Origin of the sequence: Acidovorax sp. SRB_14, from assembly GCF_012932145.1 — a bacterium.
In the GTDB taxonomy this organism is placed as follows: Bacteria; Pseudomonadota; Gammaproteobacteria; order Burkholderiales; family Burkholderiaceae_C; genus Simplicispira.
Map to the genome: position 1 here is coordinate 43,554 of NZ_MWOK01000018.1, position 15,072 is coordinate 58,625.

11 protein-coding genes and 1 pseudogene are annotated in these 15,072 nt (G+C 70.0%); 6 read left to right on the plus strand and 6 right to left on the minus strand.

All coding sequences use genetic code 11. From position 1 onward, the window contains the following. Position 1: 1 nt before the first annotated feature. Positions 2-817 (minus strand): carbon-nitrogen hydrolase family protein, encoded by an 816-nt coding sequence (locus tag B2J86_RS13705; RefSeq protein ID WP_173025890.1) that lies wholly within the window; start codon positions 815-817, stop codon positions 2-4. Next, positions 814-4,962, minus strand: a complete 4,149-nt coding sequence (locus B2J86_RS13710; RefSeq protein WP_173025891.1) for a YhdP family protein — start codon at positions 4,960-4,962, stop codon at positions 814-816. The genes B2J86_RS13705 and B2J86_RS13710 overlap by 4 nt, the downstream gene beginning before the upstream one ends. Positions 4,963-5,077: 115 nt before the next feature. On the opposite strand from B2J86_RS13710, the gene glnE reads away from it, so the two are divergent. Both glnE and B2J86_RS13720 read left to right on the plus strand, forming a co-directional pair. Beyond that, positions 5,078-7,885: a bifunctional [glutamate--ammonia ligase]-adenylyl-L-tyrosine phosphorylase/[glutamate--ammonia-ligase] adenylyltransferase gene (gene glnE, locus B2J86_RS13715; RefSeq protein WP_173025900.1), complete on the plus strand. Its 2,808-nt coding sequence runs from the start codon at positions 5,078-5,080 to the stop codon at positions 7,883-7,885. Positions 7,886-7,955: 70 nt separating this feature from the next. Continuing rightward, positions 7,956-9,158, plus strand: coding sequence for an HD-GYP domain-containing protein (locus B2J86_RS13720; RefSeq protein WP_173025892.1), 1,203 nt, complete (start codon positions 7,956-7,958; stop codon positions 9,156-9,158). A 299-nt stretch (positions 9,159-9,457) separates the two neighbouring features. Here the strand turns inward: B2J86_RS13720 and B2J86_RS13725 are convergent, their stop codons facing one another. After that, positions 9,458-10,072 carry a glutathione S-transferase N-terminal domain-containing protein gene (locus tag B2J86_RS13725; protein WP_169169126.1) on the minus strand — a complete coding sequence of 205 codons (615 nt, stop codon included), beginning with the start codon at positions 10,070-10,072 and terminating at the stop codon, positions 9,458-9,460. Between the two features lie 94 nt (positions 10,073-10,166). Between B2J86_RS13725 and purB the strand changes: the two genes are divergently transcribed. Both purB and B2J86_RS13735 read left to right on the plus strand, forming a co-directional pair. After that, the gene (purB, locus tag B2J86_RS13730; protein WP_169169125.1) at positions 10,167-11,546 is read left to right on the plus strand and encodes an adenylosuccinate lyase; all 1,380 of its coding nucleotides are present in this window, start codon (positions 10,167-10,169) and stop codon (positions 11,544-11,546) included. Positions 11,547-11,646: 100 nt separating this feature from the next. Beyond that, positions 11,647-12,207 carry a YaeQ family protein gene (locus B2J86_RS13735; protein ID WP_169169124.1) on the plus strand — a complete coding sequence of 187 codons (561 nt, stop codon included), beginning with the start codon at positions 11,647-11,649 and terminating at the stop codon, positions 12,205-12,207. 63 nt (positions 12,208-12,270) lie between these two features. Here the strand turns inward: B2J86_RS13735 and B2J86_RS13740 are convergent, their stop codons facing one another. Next, entirely contained in the window at positions 12,271-12,573 is a 303-nt protein-coding gene (locus B2J86_RS13740) for a putative signal transducing protein (protein ID WP_173025893.1), read from the minus strand. Positions 12,574-12,674: 101 nt separating this feature from the next. Next, a complete protein-coding gene (locus B2J86_RS13745) occupies positions 12,675-13,091 on the minus strand; it encodes a DUF3717 domain-containing protein (RefSeq protein ID WP_173025894.1) in 417 nt (138 codons plus the stop codon). A 415-nt stretch (positions 13,092-13,506) separates the two neighbouring features. Here B2J86_RS13745 and B2J86_RS13750 point away from each other — a divergent pair, with 415 nt between their 5' ends. Further along, positions 13,507-14,253 (plus strand): TerC family protein, encoded by a 747-nt coding sequence (locus B2J86_RS13750; RefSeq protein ID WP_173025895.1) that lies wholly within the window; start codon positions 13,507-13,509, stop codon positions 14,251-14,253. A gap of 182 nt (positions 14,254-14,435) precedes the next feature. After that, a complete protein-coding gene (locus B2J86_RS13755; RefSeq protein WP_173025896.1) occupies positions 14,436-14,789 on the plus strand; it encodes a phage holin family protein in 354 nt (117 codons plus the stop codon). Here the strand turns inward: B2J86_RS13755 and B2J86_RS13760 are convergent. Then, positions 14,757-15,072: pseudogene (locus B2J86_RS13760) on the minus strand (peptidase M48); the annotation flags it as partial. The gene B2J86_RS13755 and the pseudogene B2J86_RS13760 sit on opposite strands and share 33 nt — an antisense overlap.

Sequence of the window (15,072 nt, forward strand, 5' to 3'; positions counted from 1 at the left end):
TTCACAAGACGCGGTGCGCCAGCGCCGGCAGCTGTGCACGCACCTGCTGCAAACGCCCCGCGTCGACCGTCCCGACCACCACGCCCGGGTCCTGTGCCTGCACGGCCAGCACGTCGCCCCAGGGATCGACCAGCATGCTATGGCCCCAGGTGCGGCGCCCGTTCTCGTGCACGCCGCCCTGGGCCGGCGCCAGCACATAGGCCTGGTTCTCCACCGCGCGCGCGCGCAGCAGCAGCTCCCAGTGCGCCTGGCCCGTGGGAACGGTGAAGGCGCTGGGCACGAGCAGCAGGTCGGCACCGGCGCGCGCGTGGCTGCGGAACAGCTCGGGAAAGCGCAGGTCGTAGCACACGCTCAACCCGACGCACCACGCACGCCCGTCGCGCGCCGCCAGGCGAAATTGCACTGGCGCGTCGCCCGCCTCGATGGCCCGGCCCTCGTCGTACTGCTCGCGCCCGTTGTCGAAGCGAAACAGGTGGATCTTGTCGTAGCGTGCCACGCACTCGCCCGCCGGCGAATACACCAGCGAGGTATTGCGCACGCGCTGCGCGTCCGCACAGGCCATGGGCAGCGTGCCGCCCACCAGCCACAGGTTCAGAGCGCGCGCAGTGTGGGCCAAAAAGTGCTGCACGGGCCCTTCGCCCAGGGTTTCGGCCAGCGCCAGCTTGTCGGTGTCGCGCATGCCCATGGCGCAAAAGTATTCGGGCAGCACCGCCAGCTCGGCGCCTTCGGCGGCGGCGCGTTCGAGCAGGCCGCGCGCCGCCGCCAGGTTGTCAGCCACACGCGGGCCTGAAACCATTTGCACTGCAGCCACTTTCATGACGGATCTCCAGGTGGGTGGGGGGTGCGGACCGGCGGCGCCGCGGCGCCCGCATTGTCGGAGCGGCCGCGCCGCGGCAGGCGCTGCACGCGCGGGTCGGCCCAGGTGCCGTCGATGCGGAACTCCTGGGTGGCCGCCGCGATCAGTGGGCCGCGCAGGAACACCTGCGCCAGGAAGCTGCCCAGCCCGATCACCGGGTTGATGGCGGTGGCCACGAGGGACGCCGTCATCGCATTGATCTCGGGCACCACGACGACGTGCAAATCCTGCGTCTCGTGCGCGATGTCGGCGCGCCCCTCCATCAGCACGGCCGCATTGACGCCCTTCATCTGCAGGTTGTTGGTGGTCGCGACACCGTGGTCGATGCGCACATCGCCGCGCACGAAGTCGAAGGCAAACCCGTCGCTGAAGACATCGCGGAAGTCGAGCGTGAGGCGGCGCGGCAGCGACTGCAGGCTCAGCACGCCCAGCAGCTTGGCCAGCCCCGGATCGGCCTTGAGGAACTGGCCCGCCTCCACGTCAAGGTGGACCTGGCCGGTCATTGAGGGGTAGTCGAGGCTGAGCGGCGCGCCCTGCCAGGCGACCTGTCCCTGCAGCCGCCCCTTGCCACGGCGCACCACGTCGGCCATGCCGAAACGGCGCAGCAGTTCGCCCGAGTCCCGGATGTCCAGCTGGAAGTCGAGCAGCGTGCGCCGCTGCGACGTGCGCGCCGCGCCCGGCGCCGGCAACGCGGCATGGAGCAGGGCCCAGCTGCCGCTGGCCGTGAGCGTGGCCTCGGGCGTGTCCATGTTGAACTTGCTCAGCCGCCACTCGCGCTGCGCGCCGACGCCACCGCGGTTGAGGGCCTCGATTTCGAGACGGCCCCACTTGCGCCCGCGCAGCTCGAAGTCATCGACCACGATGTCCAGTGCCGGCAGGCTGCCCGGCGGCTCCTCCAGCAGGGCATCCACCTGCGAGGCCGCGCTCTGCGGCACCGTCAAGCGCGACAGCCGCGCAAACAGGCGCCCGGCGGGGCTGTCGGGTGTGCCGGCCTGGCGGTATTCCAGGTAGCCGTCGAGCTCGGTGGCGTCGAGGTTGGCGCGCCAGACCGTGCCTTCGCGCGAGCCCCCCACGGTCACCGCGTGCAGGCTGCGGCCCTGAAAGGCCAATTCGCGCGCCCGCAGCGCGAGCTGCGTGGGCAAATAATCCGAATGGGCCGCCGCCGCTGCCTCCGCGGCCGGCGCCGCAGCGGCGGCCTTGGGCAGCAGCACGGCTTCCCAGGCGTCGACATCGACCCGCTCCAGCTGGAGATTGGCGACGACGCCACGCGGCGGCAGCGGTGCGGTCTCGCCCGGCGGCAGGCCCATGGCGATGGCGCCGCGCAGCACCTGCGGCTGGGGACCGGAAAGATCGCGCACATACTGGACCGACCCCAGGCGCCCCAGGTCGAGCGTGAACAGGTCGTGCAGCGGCGCGGCCTTGGCAGGGGGCGCCGCGGTGGCCAGGGCCTCGCGCGTGAGCTGGGTTTCAAAACGCACGGGCAGCGCGCTGTCGGCACTCTTGGCCAGGGGCGCGGGCAGCGCCAGCGCCAGACCCTGCAGCGTGGTGGCCACTTGCAGCTCGGGGACGCCCCGGCGCATCGCCAGGGCCACGGTGTACGGCGTGCTGCCCGAGGCCTTGTGCGCCAGCTGCGCCACCAAGCCCAGTTCGCTGGCCTGCTGCAGGCCTTCGGCCGTGGCCAGGCCCTGGGCACGCAGCTGCAGCGCGCTCTCGCTCGCTGGCGCACCCGCCGGCAGCGCCCGCATGCCGCCTTCGAGCCGCACGTCGCCGCCGAGGGCACGGGCCTGCACGCCTTGCAGTGCAAAACCGCTCTCGGTGAACTGCACTGCGCCGCGCGCACGCGCCAGCAGCGGCGTGTCGGGCGTGATGCGCACGTCGTTGCCGGCCAGGGTGACGCTGCCGCGCACCTTCGCCGTGTGCAGTGCATCGATCGGCAGGCTCAGGTCCAGGCGCAGCTGGGCGTTGCCGCTGCCGCGGGCCTGGTCCAGCGCGTGGCCGGTCATCGCGCCCAGGGGCGAGCCCGACAGCACGCCCAGCAGTTCCGCCAGCGGCCCGCGCGCGTCGGCGCCCACCGACACCACGGTGTGCGACAGGTCGGGGATGTGGGCCTGGACCTTGCTCAGCTGCGTCTGGCGCGTGCCCGAGAAGGCCCCGCTGGCCCCGTTGACGCGCATGGACGAGCGCTCGAACACCAGTTCGCCGCCCAGTTGCGTCAGGGCGGGCCACGGCAGTTCGCCCGCCGTCTGCAGGCTGCGCGGGACAAAGGCGTAGGTCACGTCCTTGACCCGTGCGGCAATGCGGAATTCGCCCTGCCGCGGGTTGTCGAACGGCATGTCGTGCAGGTCGCCCTTGACGCGAAAGCGCACCGCGCTCGCCGTGCCCGCCAGCACGGCGTCGCGCACGTAGTGGCGCGCGTCCGCCGGAATCTCCAGCGGCAGATAGCGGTGCACGCGCGCGCCATTGGCACGGTCGAGCGTGCCGGTCAGGTCGAGAACGCCCGGAAAACGCGAGCGGCTGCCCGAGCGTGCGGGGTCGCTGGTGTGCCAGGTGGCGCGCAGCTCGCCCTGCGCATCGGCATTGCCAAAGCGTGTGTCGCCGACCTGCACGGCGATGCGTTCGCCGTCCACCTGCCAGCGCACCTCGCTGCGCAGGTGGTCCAGCTGCAGCAGCGGGTCTTCGAACACGTGCGGCAGCACCAGCGCGCCGTCGGCGACCACCACCGTGGCCTTGCCGGCGGACTGCGTCAGGTCCACGTCCACCGTGGCGCCGCGCAAACCCAACGCGGGCGCCGGCATGCCCTGGCCTGCGGGCACCAGCGCATCGGCCAGGGCCAGCCCGGCCACCCGGCCGCGCAGCTGGTAGCCCTGCGGCGCATCCCAGGGTCCGCGCCAATGGGCCTCCACGGTTTCCACCAGGCCCCTGGGGGCATAGCCCTGCAAGAGGCCGTGGACGGCCTCCGTGAGCGGCAAGCGCGCGGCAATGCGCGCCAGCGCTGCCAGGTCCAGGCGATCGGCGTGGAATTCGCCCCGCTCGCGTTCGGGCTGGCCCTGGCCCTGGCCGGTGACCTGCAGGCGCAGGTTGCCCCCGGGCCAGCGCAGGCCGTCATCGGTCACGAACTGCAGCCCCTGCGTGAAAAATTCGAAACCGCCGAGCAGCCTGTGCCCCCCCAGACGCCCCTGCACCGACGGCAGCGCGAGCGGCTGCAGGTGCGCGCCCAGCGTGGCACTGACATCGGCCAGGGCGACATCGGCCACGCCGCCCACCGGTTGCCCGCGCTCCACATCCACCCAGGCCCGCAGGGCGCCGTGGCCGCGCTCCAGCGCAATGCCCAGATCGGCATGGGCGCGCAGGCGCGACAGGTCGACGCGCGCAAAGCTGCCAAACAGCTGGCCGCTCCAGCGCTGCCAATCGCCGCTGCGCGTGCTCAGCAGGGGTTGGCGAAACTGGCCGCTGACGGTGAAGCGTTCGCCCCACTCCGGCGGCGGCGTGGCGTCGATGCGCAGGCTGTGGCGCCAGCCGCGGTTGCGCAGCAGCAGATCCATCTGGCCCAGCGCCAGCGGCGGGGCGCCACGCAATTCGTCGGTCCAGCGCAAGGTGCCGCCGCGCACCACCACCTCGGTCTGGGCAAACAACCAGTCGGCGGCACTGGTGTCACCGGGCGCGGCCGGCGAGAACGGGAGCCCGGCGACCACAATGCGTCCGTCGCCAGTGCGGCGGACATCGAGTTCGGGGCTTTCGATGTAGAGCTGCTCGAAGCCCAGGCGCCACAGCGAGCGCGGCGACACGGCCAGGACCACGCGCGGCAGGCGCAGCGCCGCGCGGCCCTGGGCATCGAGCAAGGCGACGTCGCCGAGCTCGACCGCAGGGATCAACCCCTCGCTGCGCGCCGAGATCGAACCGATGCGCACCGGTACCCCCAGCGCGCGTGCGGCCAGGGTTTCCAGCGGAACGCGAAACTCCCCGATACGCGGCACAATCCAGCCGTGAAGCGCGCCCCAGCCGATAGCCAGCACCAGTGCCAGGGCCAGCAGCAAACCCAGAGACCACCGCGCCAGCCACGCCGCAGATTTGAGCAGGCGTGTGGGGTGGATCGGGGCTTCGTTCATGGCAGGCTTGGCGTGGCAAGAATTATCACCCGCAGCCGCTGTGCGGGTGGGCGCGTGCTGACGTTCTTGCACTTCCATGTCGTTTTACATGCGGCTCAGTCCCGCCGCGCAGGCCATGCAGACAGCCCTTCTTGACAGCACCGACGCCGCCTCCGGCCCCGCTTCGCATTCGCGCTTTTTCCAGCGCCTGCACCGCCGCTACAGCACGCACCTGGCCCTGCTGCCCGACGGCGTTCCGGTGCGCGCCACCATGGAACAGGCACTCGCGCGCCTGACCGAGGCCGGGCACGACACCGGCACGGCGCTGCGCATCCTGCGCCAGCTGGTGATGGAGCGGCTGCTGCGCCTGGACTGCGATGCCCAGGCACCGCTGGCGGCCGTCACCCAGGCCGTGACGGAGCTGGCCGAACTGGCGCTGGACCGCGCCTGCCAGCAGGCCCGCGCCGACCTCGACGCCCGCCATGGCACGCCGCGCGGCCCGCAGGGGCAGGGCGTGCAGATGTGGGTCATCGGCATGGGCAAGCTCGGCGCGCGCGAGCTCAATGTGTCGAGCGACATCGACCTGATCTACGTCTACGAGCACGATGGCGACACCGAGGGCACGCCCGACGGACGCGGGCGCCTCTCGAACCACGAATACTTCGCGCGCGCCGTCAAAGCCATCTACAGCCTGATCGGCGACACCACCGAGCACGGCTTCGTGTTCCGCGTCGATCTGGCGCTTCGCCCCAACGGCAACTCGGGGCCGCCCGCGATTTCACTGGCGGCGCTGGAGGAATACATGCAGACGCAGGGGCGCGAATGGGAGCGCTTTGCCTGGCTCAAGAGCCGCGTGGTCGCCCCCCTGAGCTGCATCGCCAGCCCCCAGGTCCAGGCGCTGCGCGGCGTGGTCCTGCCCTTCGTGTTCCGCCGCTACCTCGACTACAGCGTCTTCGACGCCCTGCGCGCACTGCACCGGCAGATCCGCGACCATGCGGCCAAGCGCAGCGCCGGCCACCCCGAGCGCGCCAACGACGTCAAGCTCTCGCGCGGCGGCATCCGCGAGATCGAATTCACCGTGCAGCTGCTGCAGGTGGTGCGCGGCGGCCAGTTTCCCGAGCTGCGCCGACGCCCCACGCTCGAAGCCCTGGCGCGCTTGGCGCAGGCCGGGCTGATGCCGGCCGAGACCGCGCAGGCGCTGGCCGAGGCCTACACCTTTCTGCGCCGCGTCGAGCACCGCATCCAGTACCTGGACGACCAGCAGACCCATGTGCTGCCCACGCGCGACGACGACCTGGCCTGGATTGCCCACACTTTGGGCTACGCCGATTGCTGCGCCTTCCTGCACCAGCTCGACGCCCACCGCGAGCTGGTGGCCCAGGAGTTCGACACCCTGCTGGGCGGCAATGGCCAGAAACAATGCCAGGGCGGCGGCTGCGCTGGCCGCCAGTCCGGCAGCGCCGCCCCCACCGAACTGGAGACGCTGCTCGATCAGTTGCCACCGCTGTTGCGCGAGCGTGTCGCCGAATGGCGCACCCACCCGCGCGTGGGTGCGCTGCGCGAGGAGGCGCGCGCGCGCCTGTTCCGGCTGGTGCAGCGCACCGCCCAGTGGCTGCGCGAAGGGCACGCGAGCGAAGAAGCTGCCGTGCGCCTTGTCAACTGGCTCGAACCGCTGCTGCGCCGCGAAAGCTATCTGGCCTTGCTGCTTGAGCGCCCGGCCGTGCACGAGCAGCTGCTGCACCTGCTGGGCGCCGCGCGCTGGCCGGCGCGCTACCTGCTCCAGCACCCGGGGGTGATCGACGAGCTCGCCGGCCATTCGCTGCTGTCCGAACGCTTCAGCGCGGCCGATTTCGAGCGCGACCTGCAGCGGCGCCTGGCCTCGCTGCGCTCCACCCAGGAAGACGACGACGAAACCCTGCTCAACCTGCTGCGCCGCGCCCACCACGCCGAGGTGTTCCGCACCCTGGCCCGCGACGTGGAAGGGCGCCTGACGGTCGAGCAGGTGGCCGACGACCTCAGCGCCCTGGCCGACAGCGTGCTGCGCGTGACCGCACGCTGGTGCTGGAGTCGCCTCAAGAGCCGCCACCGCGACCCGCCGCAGTTCGCGATCATTGGGTACGGCAAGCTCGGCGGCAAAGAGCTCGGCTACGGCAGCGACCTGGACATCGTGTTCGTGTTCGACGACGACGACGAGCGCGCCCCCGAGGTCTATGCCGCCTTTGTGCGCAAGCTCATCAACTGGCTGGCGGTCAAGACCGGCGAGGGGGACCTGTTCGAGATCGACACCGCGCTGCGCCCCAACGGCAACTCGGGCCTGTTGGTCACCAGCTTTGACGCTTATGCCAACTACCAGCAGCAGCGCGGCAGCAACACCGCCTGGACCTGGGAGCACCAGGCCATGACGCGCGCGCGCTTTGTGCTGGGCACGGAGGACCTGGCCACGCCCGCCACCGAGGGCGAGGCGCCCGCCCTGCCCGGCGGCGGCCTGGGGCTGCGCGCGCGCTTTGACGCCGTGCGCGAGGCCGTCATCAGCGCCCCGCGCGACCCTGCGGCGCTGCGCCAGGAGATCGTGGCCATGCGCGAACGCGTGCGCGCCGCCCACGCGGTGCGCAGCGAGCGCTTTGACGTCAAGCACAGCCCCGGCGGCATGGTCGATGCCGAGTTCGCCGTGCAGTACCTGGTGCTGGCCCACTCGGCCGCGCACCGCGAGCTGCTGGGCAACGTCGGCAACATCGCGCTGCTGCAGCGCGCCGAGCAGACCGGCCTGCTGCCGGCCGGCGTCGGCAACGCCGCCGCCGACGCCTACCGCCGGCTGCGCAGCGTGCAGCACAAGGCGCGCCTGGACGAGGCCTCGCTCGAAGTCGACCCCGCCACGCTGCTGGCCGAGCGCGGCGCGGTGCTGGCTCTGTGGGCCGCGGTGTTTGGCGCCGGCGCGGTGCCTTGAACAGGCCCCGATTTCCCCCCGCTGTGCCGGCCTTCACAGGCCTGAAGCCCGGGATAATTCAGCGACCGCCATGAACCTTCTGCCCCTCAACATCGACAGCCTCCAGCTGGGCCAGCCGCTGCCCTTCGTGCTGCGCGGCGCCAGCGGCGCCGTGCTCGCGCACAAAGGCTACGTCATCCGCACGCGGGCCGAGCTCGACGCCCTGGTGCGGCGCGGCGTCGACCTGTGCGTGGACACCGACGAGTCGGGCGACAGCCACCGTGCCTACCTGGCGCAGCTGCAGCGCATGCTGCTGTCGCAAAAACCGCTGGGCCAGATCGCATCGATGCAAATGGCGGCCACCGCGCAAGCGGCCAGCGCCGCGCCGGGCCAAGGCCTGCCCGACTGGCCCGAACTGCAGCTGCGCGCCACGCAGCTGCTGCGCTCGCCGCAGCTGGGCGACTTCGGCGCTCGTTTCACGGCGCTGCACGCGTGCCTGGCACAGCGCTGCCAGCAGGCCCCCGATGCCAGCCTGCTGGCGCTGGTACACCTCTCGGCGCAGGAGACCGACCTGTACAGCGCCACGCACGGCCTGCTGGTGGGCTGCGTGGGCATGGTCGTGGCCCGCGCCACGCTGCAATGGAGCGAAGCCCAGGTGCTGCGGGTGGGCCGCGCGGCCCTGAGCATGAACATTGCCATGACCGCGCTGCAAGACCAGTTGGCCCAGCAAACCGAGCCGCTGGACGCGCAGCAGATCGCCGCCGTGGAGGGCCATGCGCTGCGCTCCGAGAGCCTGCTGCGCCAGCTCGGCGTGAACGACCCGGTGTGGCTGGAGGCAGTGCGCTTGCACCACCACCGCTCGCCCGGGCCCCTGGCGGCCAAGAGCGAAGCGCAGCAGCTGGCGCGGCTGCTCCAGCGCACCGACATTTTTGCCGCGCGCATGGCGCCGCGCGCCACGCGCGCGCCCATGCCGGTGACTGCGGCGATGCAGGCCTGCTATTACGACGAGGCACAACAGGTCGACGAGGCCGGCGCCGCCATCGTCAAAACACTGGGCATCTACCCGCCCGGCGCCTTTGTCCGCCTGGCCAGCCACGAGGTCGGCGTGGTGCTCAAGCGCGGCGCCACGGCCACCACGCCGCGCGTGGCGGTGCTGCTCAACCGCGAAGGCCTGCCCACCGGCGAAATGATCCCGCGCGACACGGCGCAGGCGGCCTGGAAAATCACCGGGGCCGTCGCGCAGCGCGATGTGCGCGTCAACCTGTCACTCGACCGCCTGCTGGCCATGGTCTGACGCGCGGGCGCGGGCGTGGCCGCGGCCGCGGCCGGCGCCCGCGGGCCGAAACTGGTTACTTCTTTCGATGTTTTGCAACCCCGCCGTGTCGGAACTTCTGCAAAAATTCCCGGTCGACCAACCGTGGGATGCGAGGCGTCCCCACCGTTTTCTTGTTGCGATGCCTTTGGGCTCTGTGCCCAACTGAAAATCCCGGAGTGCTCCTCCTCCCTCCCTCTCTTCTTCACTTCGGGACGCATCGCAGCATTTTTCTTCCACCGCCTGCACCCCAGGGCCAGCAGAGGGGTGCGCCCGCCGCTTCAGGCGGGCCGGGTCTCCGCAAAGCTCGGCCGCTGGGCCAGCTTGTCGGCCAGGCGCGCGAGGTTCGGGTGCTCGGCACGCCAGGCGATCTGCGGAAATCGAAAATCCAGCCATTCGAGCGCACAGCCCACGGCAATGTCGGCCAGGCTCAGGTGGATGCCGCTGCAAAATGGCTTGTCGCCCAGTCCCTGCGCCATGGCGCGCAGCCCGGCGTCGACCTTGCCCAGTTGCCGATCGATCCAGGCTTGGCTGCGCTCGCTCTCGGTGCGGCCGGCGAATGTCTGCTCCAGGCGCACCAGAATGGCCGCATCTAGCACGCCGTCGGCCAGGGCTTCCCAAGTCTTGATGTCGGCGCGCTCGCGCCCCTGCTGCGCAATCAGCTTGCCCACGGGCGAGAGCGTGTCCAGGTATTCGACGATGACGCGCGAATCGAACACCGCCTCACCGCCCTCCATCACCAGGCACGGCACCTTGCCCAGCGGATTGGATGCGGCGATCGCCGTGTCCTGGTCCCAGACGTTGTCGAGCACGAAGGCGTAGTCGAGCTTTTTCTCGGCCATCACCACGCGCACTTTCCGCACGTAGGGGCTGGTGGTCGTTCCAATCAGTTTCATAGTGTTTCTTCTCGTGCTCGGGGCCACGGCGGCGCTGGGGCGCTGATTCTAGCCAGACCGCGCCGGGCCGCAGCGCCACCTACAATCGGCGCCCATGAGCCTCTCGACCCTTAACGCCCTGTCGCCGCTGGACGGCCGCTACGCCGCCAAACTCTCTACCCTGCGCCCCATCATGAGCGAGCACGGCTACATGCACCGGCGCGTGCAAGTCGAGGTCGCCTGGTTCATCGCGCTCTCCGACGCCGGCTTTGCCGAGTTCAAACCGCTGACCACGGGCGCGCGCGCCTACCTGCTGGGCCTGGTGAAGAACTTCTCCGAGGCCGACTGCGCCGCCATCAAGGAGTTCGAGCGCACCACGAACCACGACGTCAAGGCGGTCGAATACTGGATCAAGAGCAAGTTCGAGGCCCGCCCCGAGCTCGAAAAGGCCGCCGAGTTCGTGCACTTCGCCTGCACCAGCGAAGACATCAACAACACCAGCCACGCGCTGCAGCTGCGCGCCGGCCGCGACCAGGTCGTGCTGCCGGGCCTGGACCGCATCGTGCTCAAGCTGCGCGAGATGGCCCACCTGCACGCCGCCGTGCCCATGCTCAGCCGCACGCACGGCCAGACGGCCAGCCCCACGACCGTGGGCAAAGAGCTGGCCAACGTGGTGGTGCGCCTGCAGGCCGCCTGCGACCGCATCGCCGCCGTGAAGATCATGGCCAAGATGAACGGCGCCGTGGGCAACTACAACGCCCACCTGTCGGCCTGGCCCGATTTCGACTGGGAAACTTTTAGCAAGCACGTCGTTGAAACCCACGAGCCCATGGGCCTGGGTTTGACGTTCCAGCCTTACAGCATCCAGATCGAGCCGCACGACTACATGGCCGAGCTGTTCGACGCCGTGGCGCGCGCCAACACCATCCTGATCGACCTCGCGCGCGACATCTGGGGCTATGTGAGCCTGGGCTACTTCAAGCAGCGTCTGAAGGCCGGCGAGATCGGCTCGTCGACCATGCCGCACAAGGTCAACCCGATCGACTTCGAGAACGCCGAAGGCAACCTGGGACTGGCCAACGCGCTGCTCAAGCACCTGTCGGAGAAGCTGCCGATCAGCCGCTGGCAGCGCGACCTGACCGACAGCACGGTGCTGCGCAACATCGGTGTGGCGCTGGGCTACGCCACGCTGGCCTACAGCTCGCTGCTCACTGGCCTGAACAAGCTCGAACTCAACGAGCAGGCGCTGGCGGGCGACCTCGACGCCGCCTGGGAGGTGCTGGCCGAGCCGATCCAGACCGTGATGCGCCGCTATGGCGTGCAGGGCGCCTACGAAAAGCTCAAGGAAGTCACGCGCGGCCAGACCGTCACGGCCGCCGACCTGCACGGCCTGATCCGCTCGCTCGACATCCCCGAGGCCGAGAAAACCCGCCTGCTGGCCATGACGCCGGGCAGCTACACCGGCATGGCGGCGGAGCTGGCGCGCCGAGTATAAAAATCATAGCTGCCAGCGCTTGCTGTGTGGCTTTTTCCGATATCTAGAGCTGCCAAAGCAAGCAAGGACTTGCGTTGGCAGCTCTTATTTTTGATAGACCATGGCCATCAAATCCACCATCTTCAAGGCGAACCTGCAGATCGCCGACATCGACCACGGCTACTACGCCGACCACGCGCTGACCCTGGCGCGCCACCCCAGCGAGACCGACGAACGCATGATGGTGCGGCTGGCCGCGCTGGCCCTCCACGCGCACGCGCTGCAGGACACCTGCCACGGTGACGGCACGCTGGCGTTCGGCGCCGGCCTGTCCGACCCGGACGACCCGGACGCCTCGCTGACCGACTTCACCGGCCGCAAGCGCCTGTGGATCGAGGTCGGCCAGCCCGAGGACAAGCCGCTCACCAAGGCCTGCAGCAAGGCCGATGCGGTGGTGGCCTACGCCTTCCACCACGCCGCCGAGGTCTGGTGGAAGGGCATCGAAACCAAGCTCTCGCGCCTGGAAAAGCTGCAGGTCTGGCGCATCCCGTCCGAGGCCTCGCAGCAGCTCGCGCAGCTGGCCGAGCGCAGCATGCAGCTGCAGGCCACGGTGCAGGAGGGCGCGCTCACGCTCAGCAGCACGCAGGGCAGCGTGCACCTGGAGCCAGTGCGCTGGAAGTAAGAAATCAGGCAAATCGGCCGCAAACGCCTGCTGGACAAGCACTGGCAGCTATCAAAATAAACGTTACCGCGGCATCAGTGCGCCGCAGTGCCAGCACTGCTCGAAGCCACCTTCAACGGTTTCGCCGCAGCGGCAGTGCCACAGGCGCTGGGGCAGGTGGTGCAGGTCGTCGAGCAGCGTGCGCGCCCGCTCCAGGTGCTCGCCGTGCTCCAGCCAGATCTCGGGCAGGCATTCGTGCGGCGGCAGGTGGCCGGCGGCCGCGCCCAGGTACTGGCGCTGCACGGTGGCCGGCATGCCGGCCTCGCACAGCAGGTCGGCCCACAGGGTGGCCAGAGCGGCATTGGGGGCCTGGGTCAAGCGCTGCACAGACGGGCTCCTTTGTGAACAGCGTCCGGCGCCTGCCAGGCAAGCGCTTGCGCCATGGTTTGCGATGCACCGGCCCGCGCCGGCACCGGGCCTGCGCTCCCTTATGCCGGGGCCCCCTCGGCGGCGCGCTCGGCATAGCGCGTGAAGCGCCACGCCGTGCCCTGCTGCGTGATGCGGCGCCAGGTGGCGCGCTTTTCGATGGGGCGCATGCCAGGCCACAGCTGCACCTCCTCGAAGCTGCGCCCGCAGCCCTTGCACCAGTCGTCGCCCTGGCTGGTCGAGCAGATGGCGATGCAGGGCGTGTCGGGCGTGGTCTCGTACCAGGCGGCCCAGGCCTGCAGCGCCGGGGCCGGCACCTCGCGTTCGTCGATTTCGTCGCGGTGGCCATAGACCAGCCGCGCATAGACCTCGGCCAGCGCGGCCAGCTGCGGCGCCAGCGTGATGCCGTCGGGCGACGGCGCGCGCGCGCGCCAGTGGTTGATGGCGGCCTCGATGTCGGTGATGTGGAATGCGGCCATGGGCAGCCATGATACCGGCGTGCCGCGCGCGCTTTGTTGCACTCTCAAATGCATAGCTGCACGCGCTTTACCGCAAAGGGTTTGCGGCCTGTTTGACTTCAAGCCTGGCAAAAGGTTAAAGCCCTGGGCGCTTGCCAAACCGGGGCGCGCAGTGCTTTAATCGCGGCCCGAAGGGGAGTAGCTCCCGCCCCGGCCGCACGGCCTGGGTATCGGCAGGTCGTCAATACGGAGCGCCGCAAGCGCTTCCGGCCTGTCGGGCGGTGCACACACTGTGCCGCTGAGCAAGACCTTCGATCTGAACCCGCGCAGGTTTGGTCGAAGGCATCCGCAACGCTCCCTGGAGCCACCCATCCGGGTGCAGCACGCCATCGACCCGGCCGGCACGCTGCATTGATACGGAAACCAAGAGGACTCCATGGAACAATTCATGACCCCAGAATTCTGGGTCGCGGTCGGTCAAATCGTGATGATCGACATCCTGCTCGGCGGCGACAACGCCGTCGTCATCGCCCTGGCCTGCCGCAAGCTGCCGGCGCAGCAACGCACCAAGGGCATCCTGTGGGGCACGGCCGGCGCCATCGTCCTGCGCGTCGTGCTGATCTACTTCGCTCTCACGCTGCTGGCCATCCCGTTCCTCAAGCTCGCCGGCGCGGCGCTGCTGGTGTGGATCGGCGTCAAGCTGCTGGCACCCGATCCGGACGACGACCACAGCAACATCACCGCCAGCGACAAGCTGCTCGCCGCCATCAAGACCATCATCATTGCCGACCTGGTGATGAGCATCGACAACGTGATCGCGATCGCCGGCGCGGCCCAGGGCGCGGCCGACCACCACGAGATGCCGCTGGTCATCTTCGGCCTCGTGATCAGCATCCCGATCATCGTCTGGGGCAGCCAGCTGGTCATCAAGCTCATGGACCGCTTCCCGGCCATCATCACCTTCGGCGGCATGCTGCTGGGCTGGATCGCCGGCACCATGGCCGTCTCCGACCCCGCCGTGGCCGTGACCGAGACCCTGCCCTGGATGCTGAAGATCGACCAGGCCAACGACTGGATCAAGTACGGCGCCGGTATTGCGGGTGCGCTGATCGTGCTGGCTCTGGGCAAGTGGATCGCCTCGCGGCACGCTGCGGCCGCGGCCGGTCGCACGCCTGCGCTCTGAAGCCGCTGGCCTCTGGCCAGGGGCTGTGAAGGGCGCGCAGCCTTTGCGGCCCCGGGCCCGATGCTCCAAACACAGGGACTGCGGTCCCTGTTTTTGCGCCCGGCCGCACGCCCGCACCGGCCGCGCCCAGGCGCGGCACCCTGTGCCCGTGGCGTGCTAGGCATGCGCTATGCTTTCCCGCCATGAAGCTCATTCTCAAGTGGTTGCTCAGCGCCGCAGCGCTGCTGCTGGTGGCCTATCTCTACAGCGGCGTGGAGGTCAAAAGCTTCACGGCCGCGCTGATCGCCGCCTTCGTGATCGGCCTCTTCAACGTCGTGCTGCGCCCCGTGCTGGTGGTGCTGACGCTGCCGGTCACCATCGTCACGCTCGGCCTGTTCCTGTTCGTCATCAACGCGCTGATGTTCTGGGCCGCGGCCGGCGTGCTCGACGGTTTTCACGTGCGCGGCTTTGGCGCCGCGCTGCTGGGCTCGCTGATGTACTCGGTGCTGGGCCTGGTGATCGAGTCAGCGCTCGGCGGCCTGTTCTCGAAGCAGTGATTCGACCGCGCGCAGCCGCGTGTCGATGATCGACGCCTCGACAAAATCACCGGCCATGCTGCTCTTGCGCGCTAAGTCCTGACCGGCCTTGAAACGGTCCACCGCCGCCGCATAGTCGTAGCGCGCCGCGTGCGCCTCGGCCTCGGCGCGCACGGCGCGCAGGCCCTGGCCCTGCGCCTGCCACACACCGGCGAGCGTCTGCCAGGCGCTGGCGTCGCGCGGGTGTGTGGCCACCCAGCTCTGCAGCGGCCCGGCCAGGTCGCCCGCGCCCTGCTGCGCACCG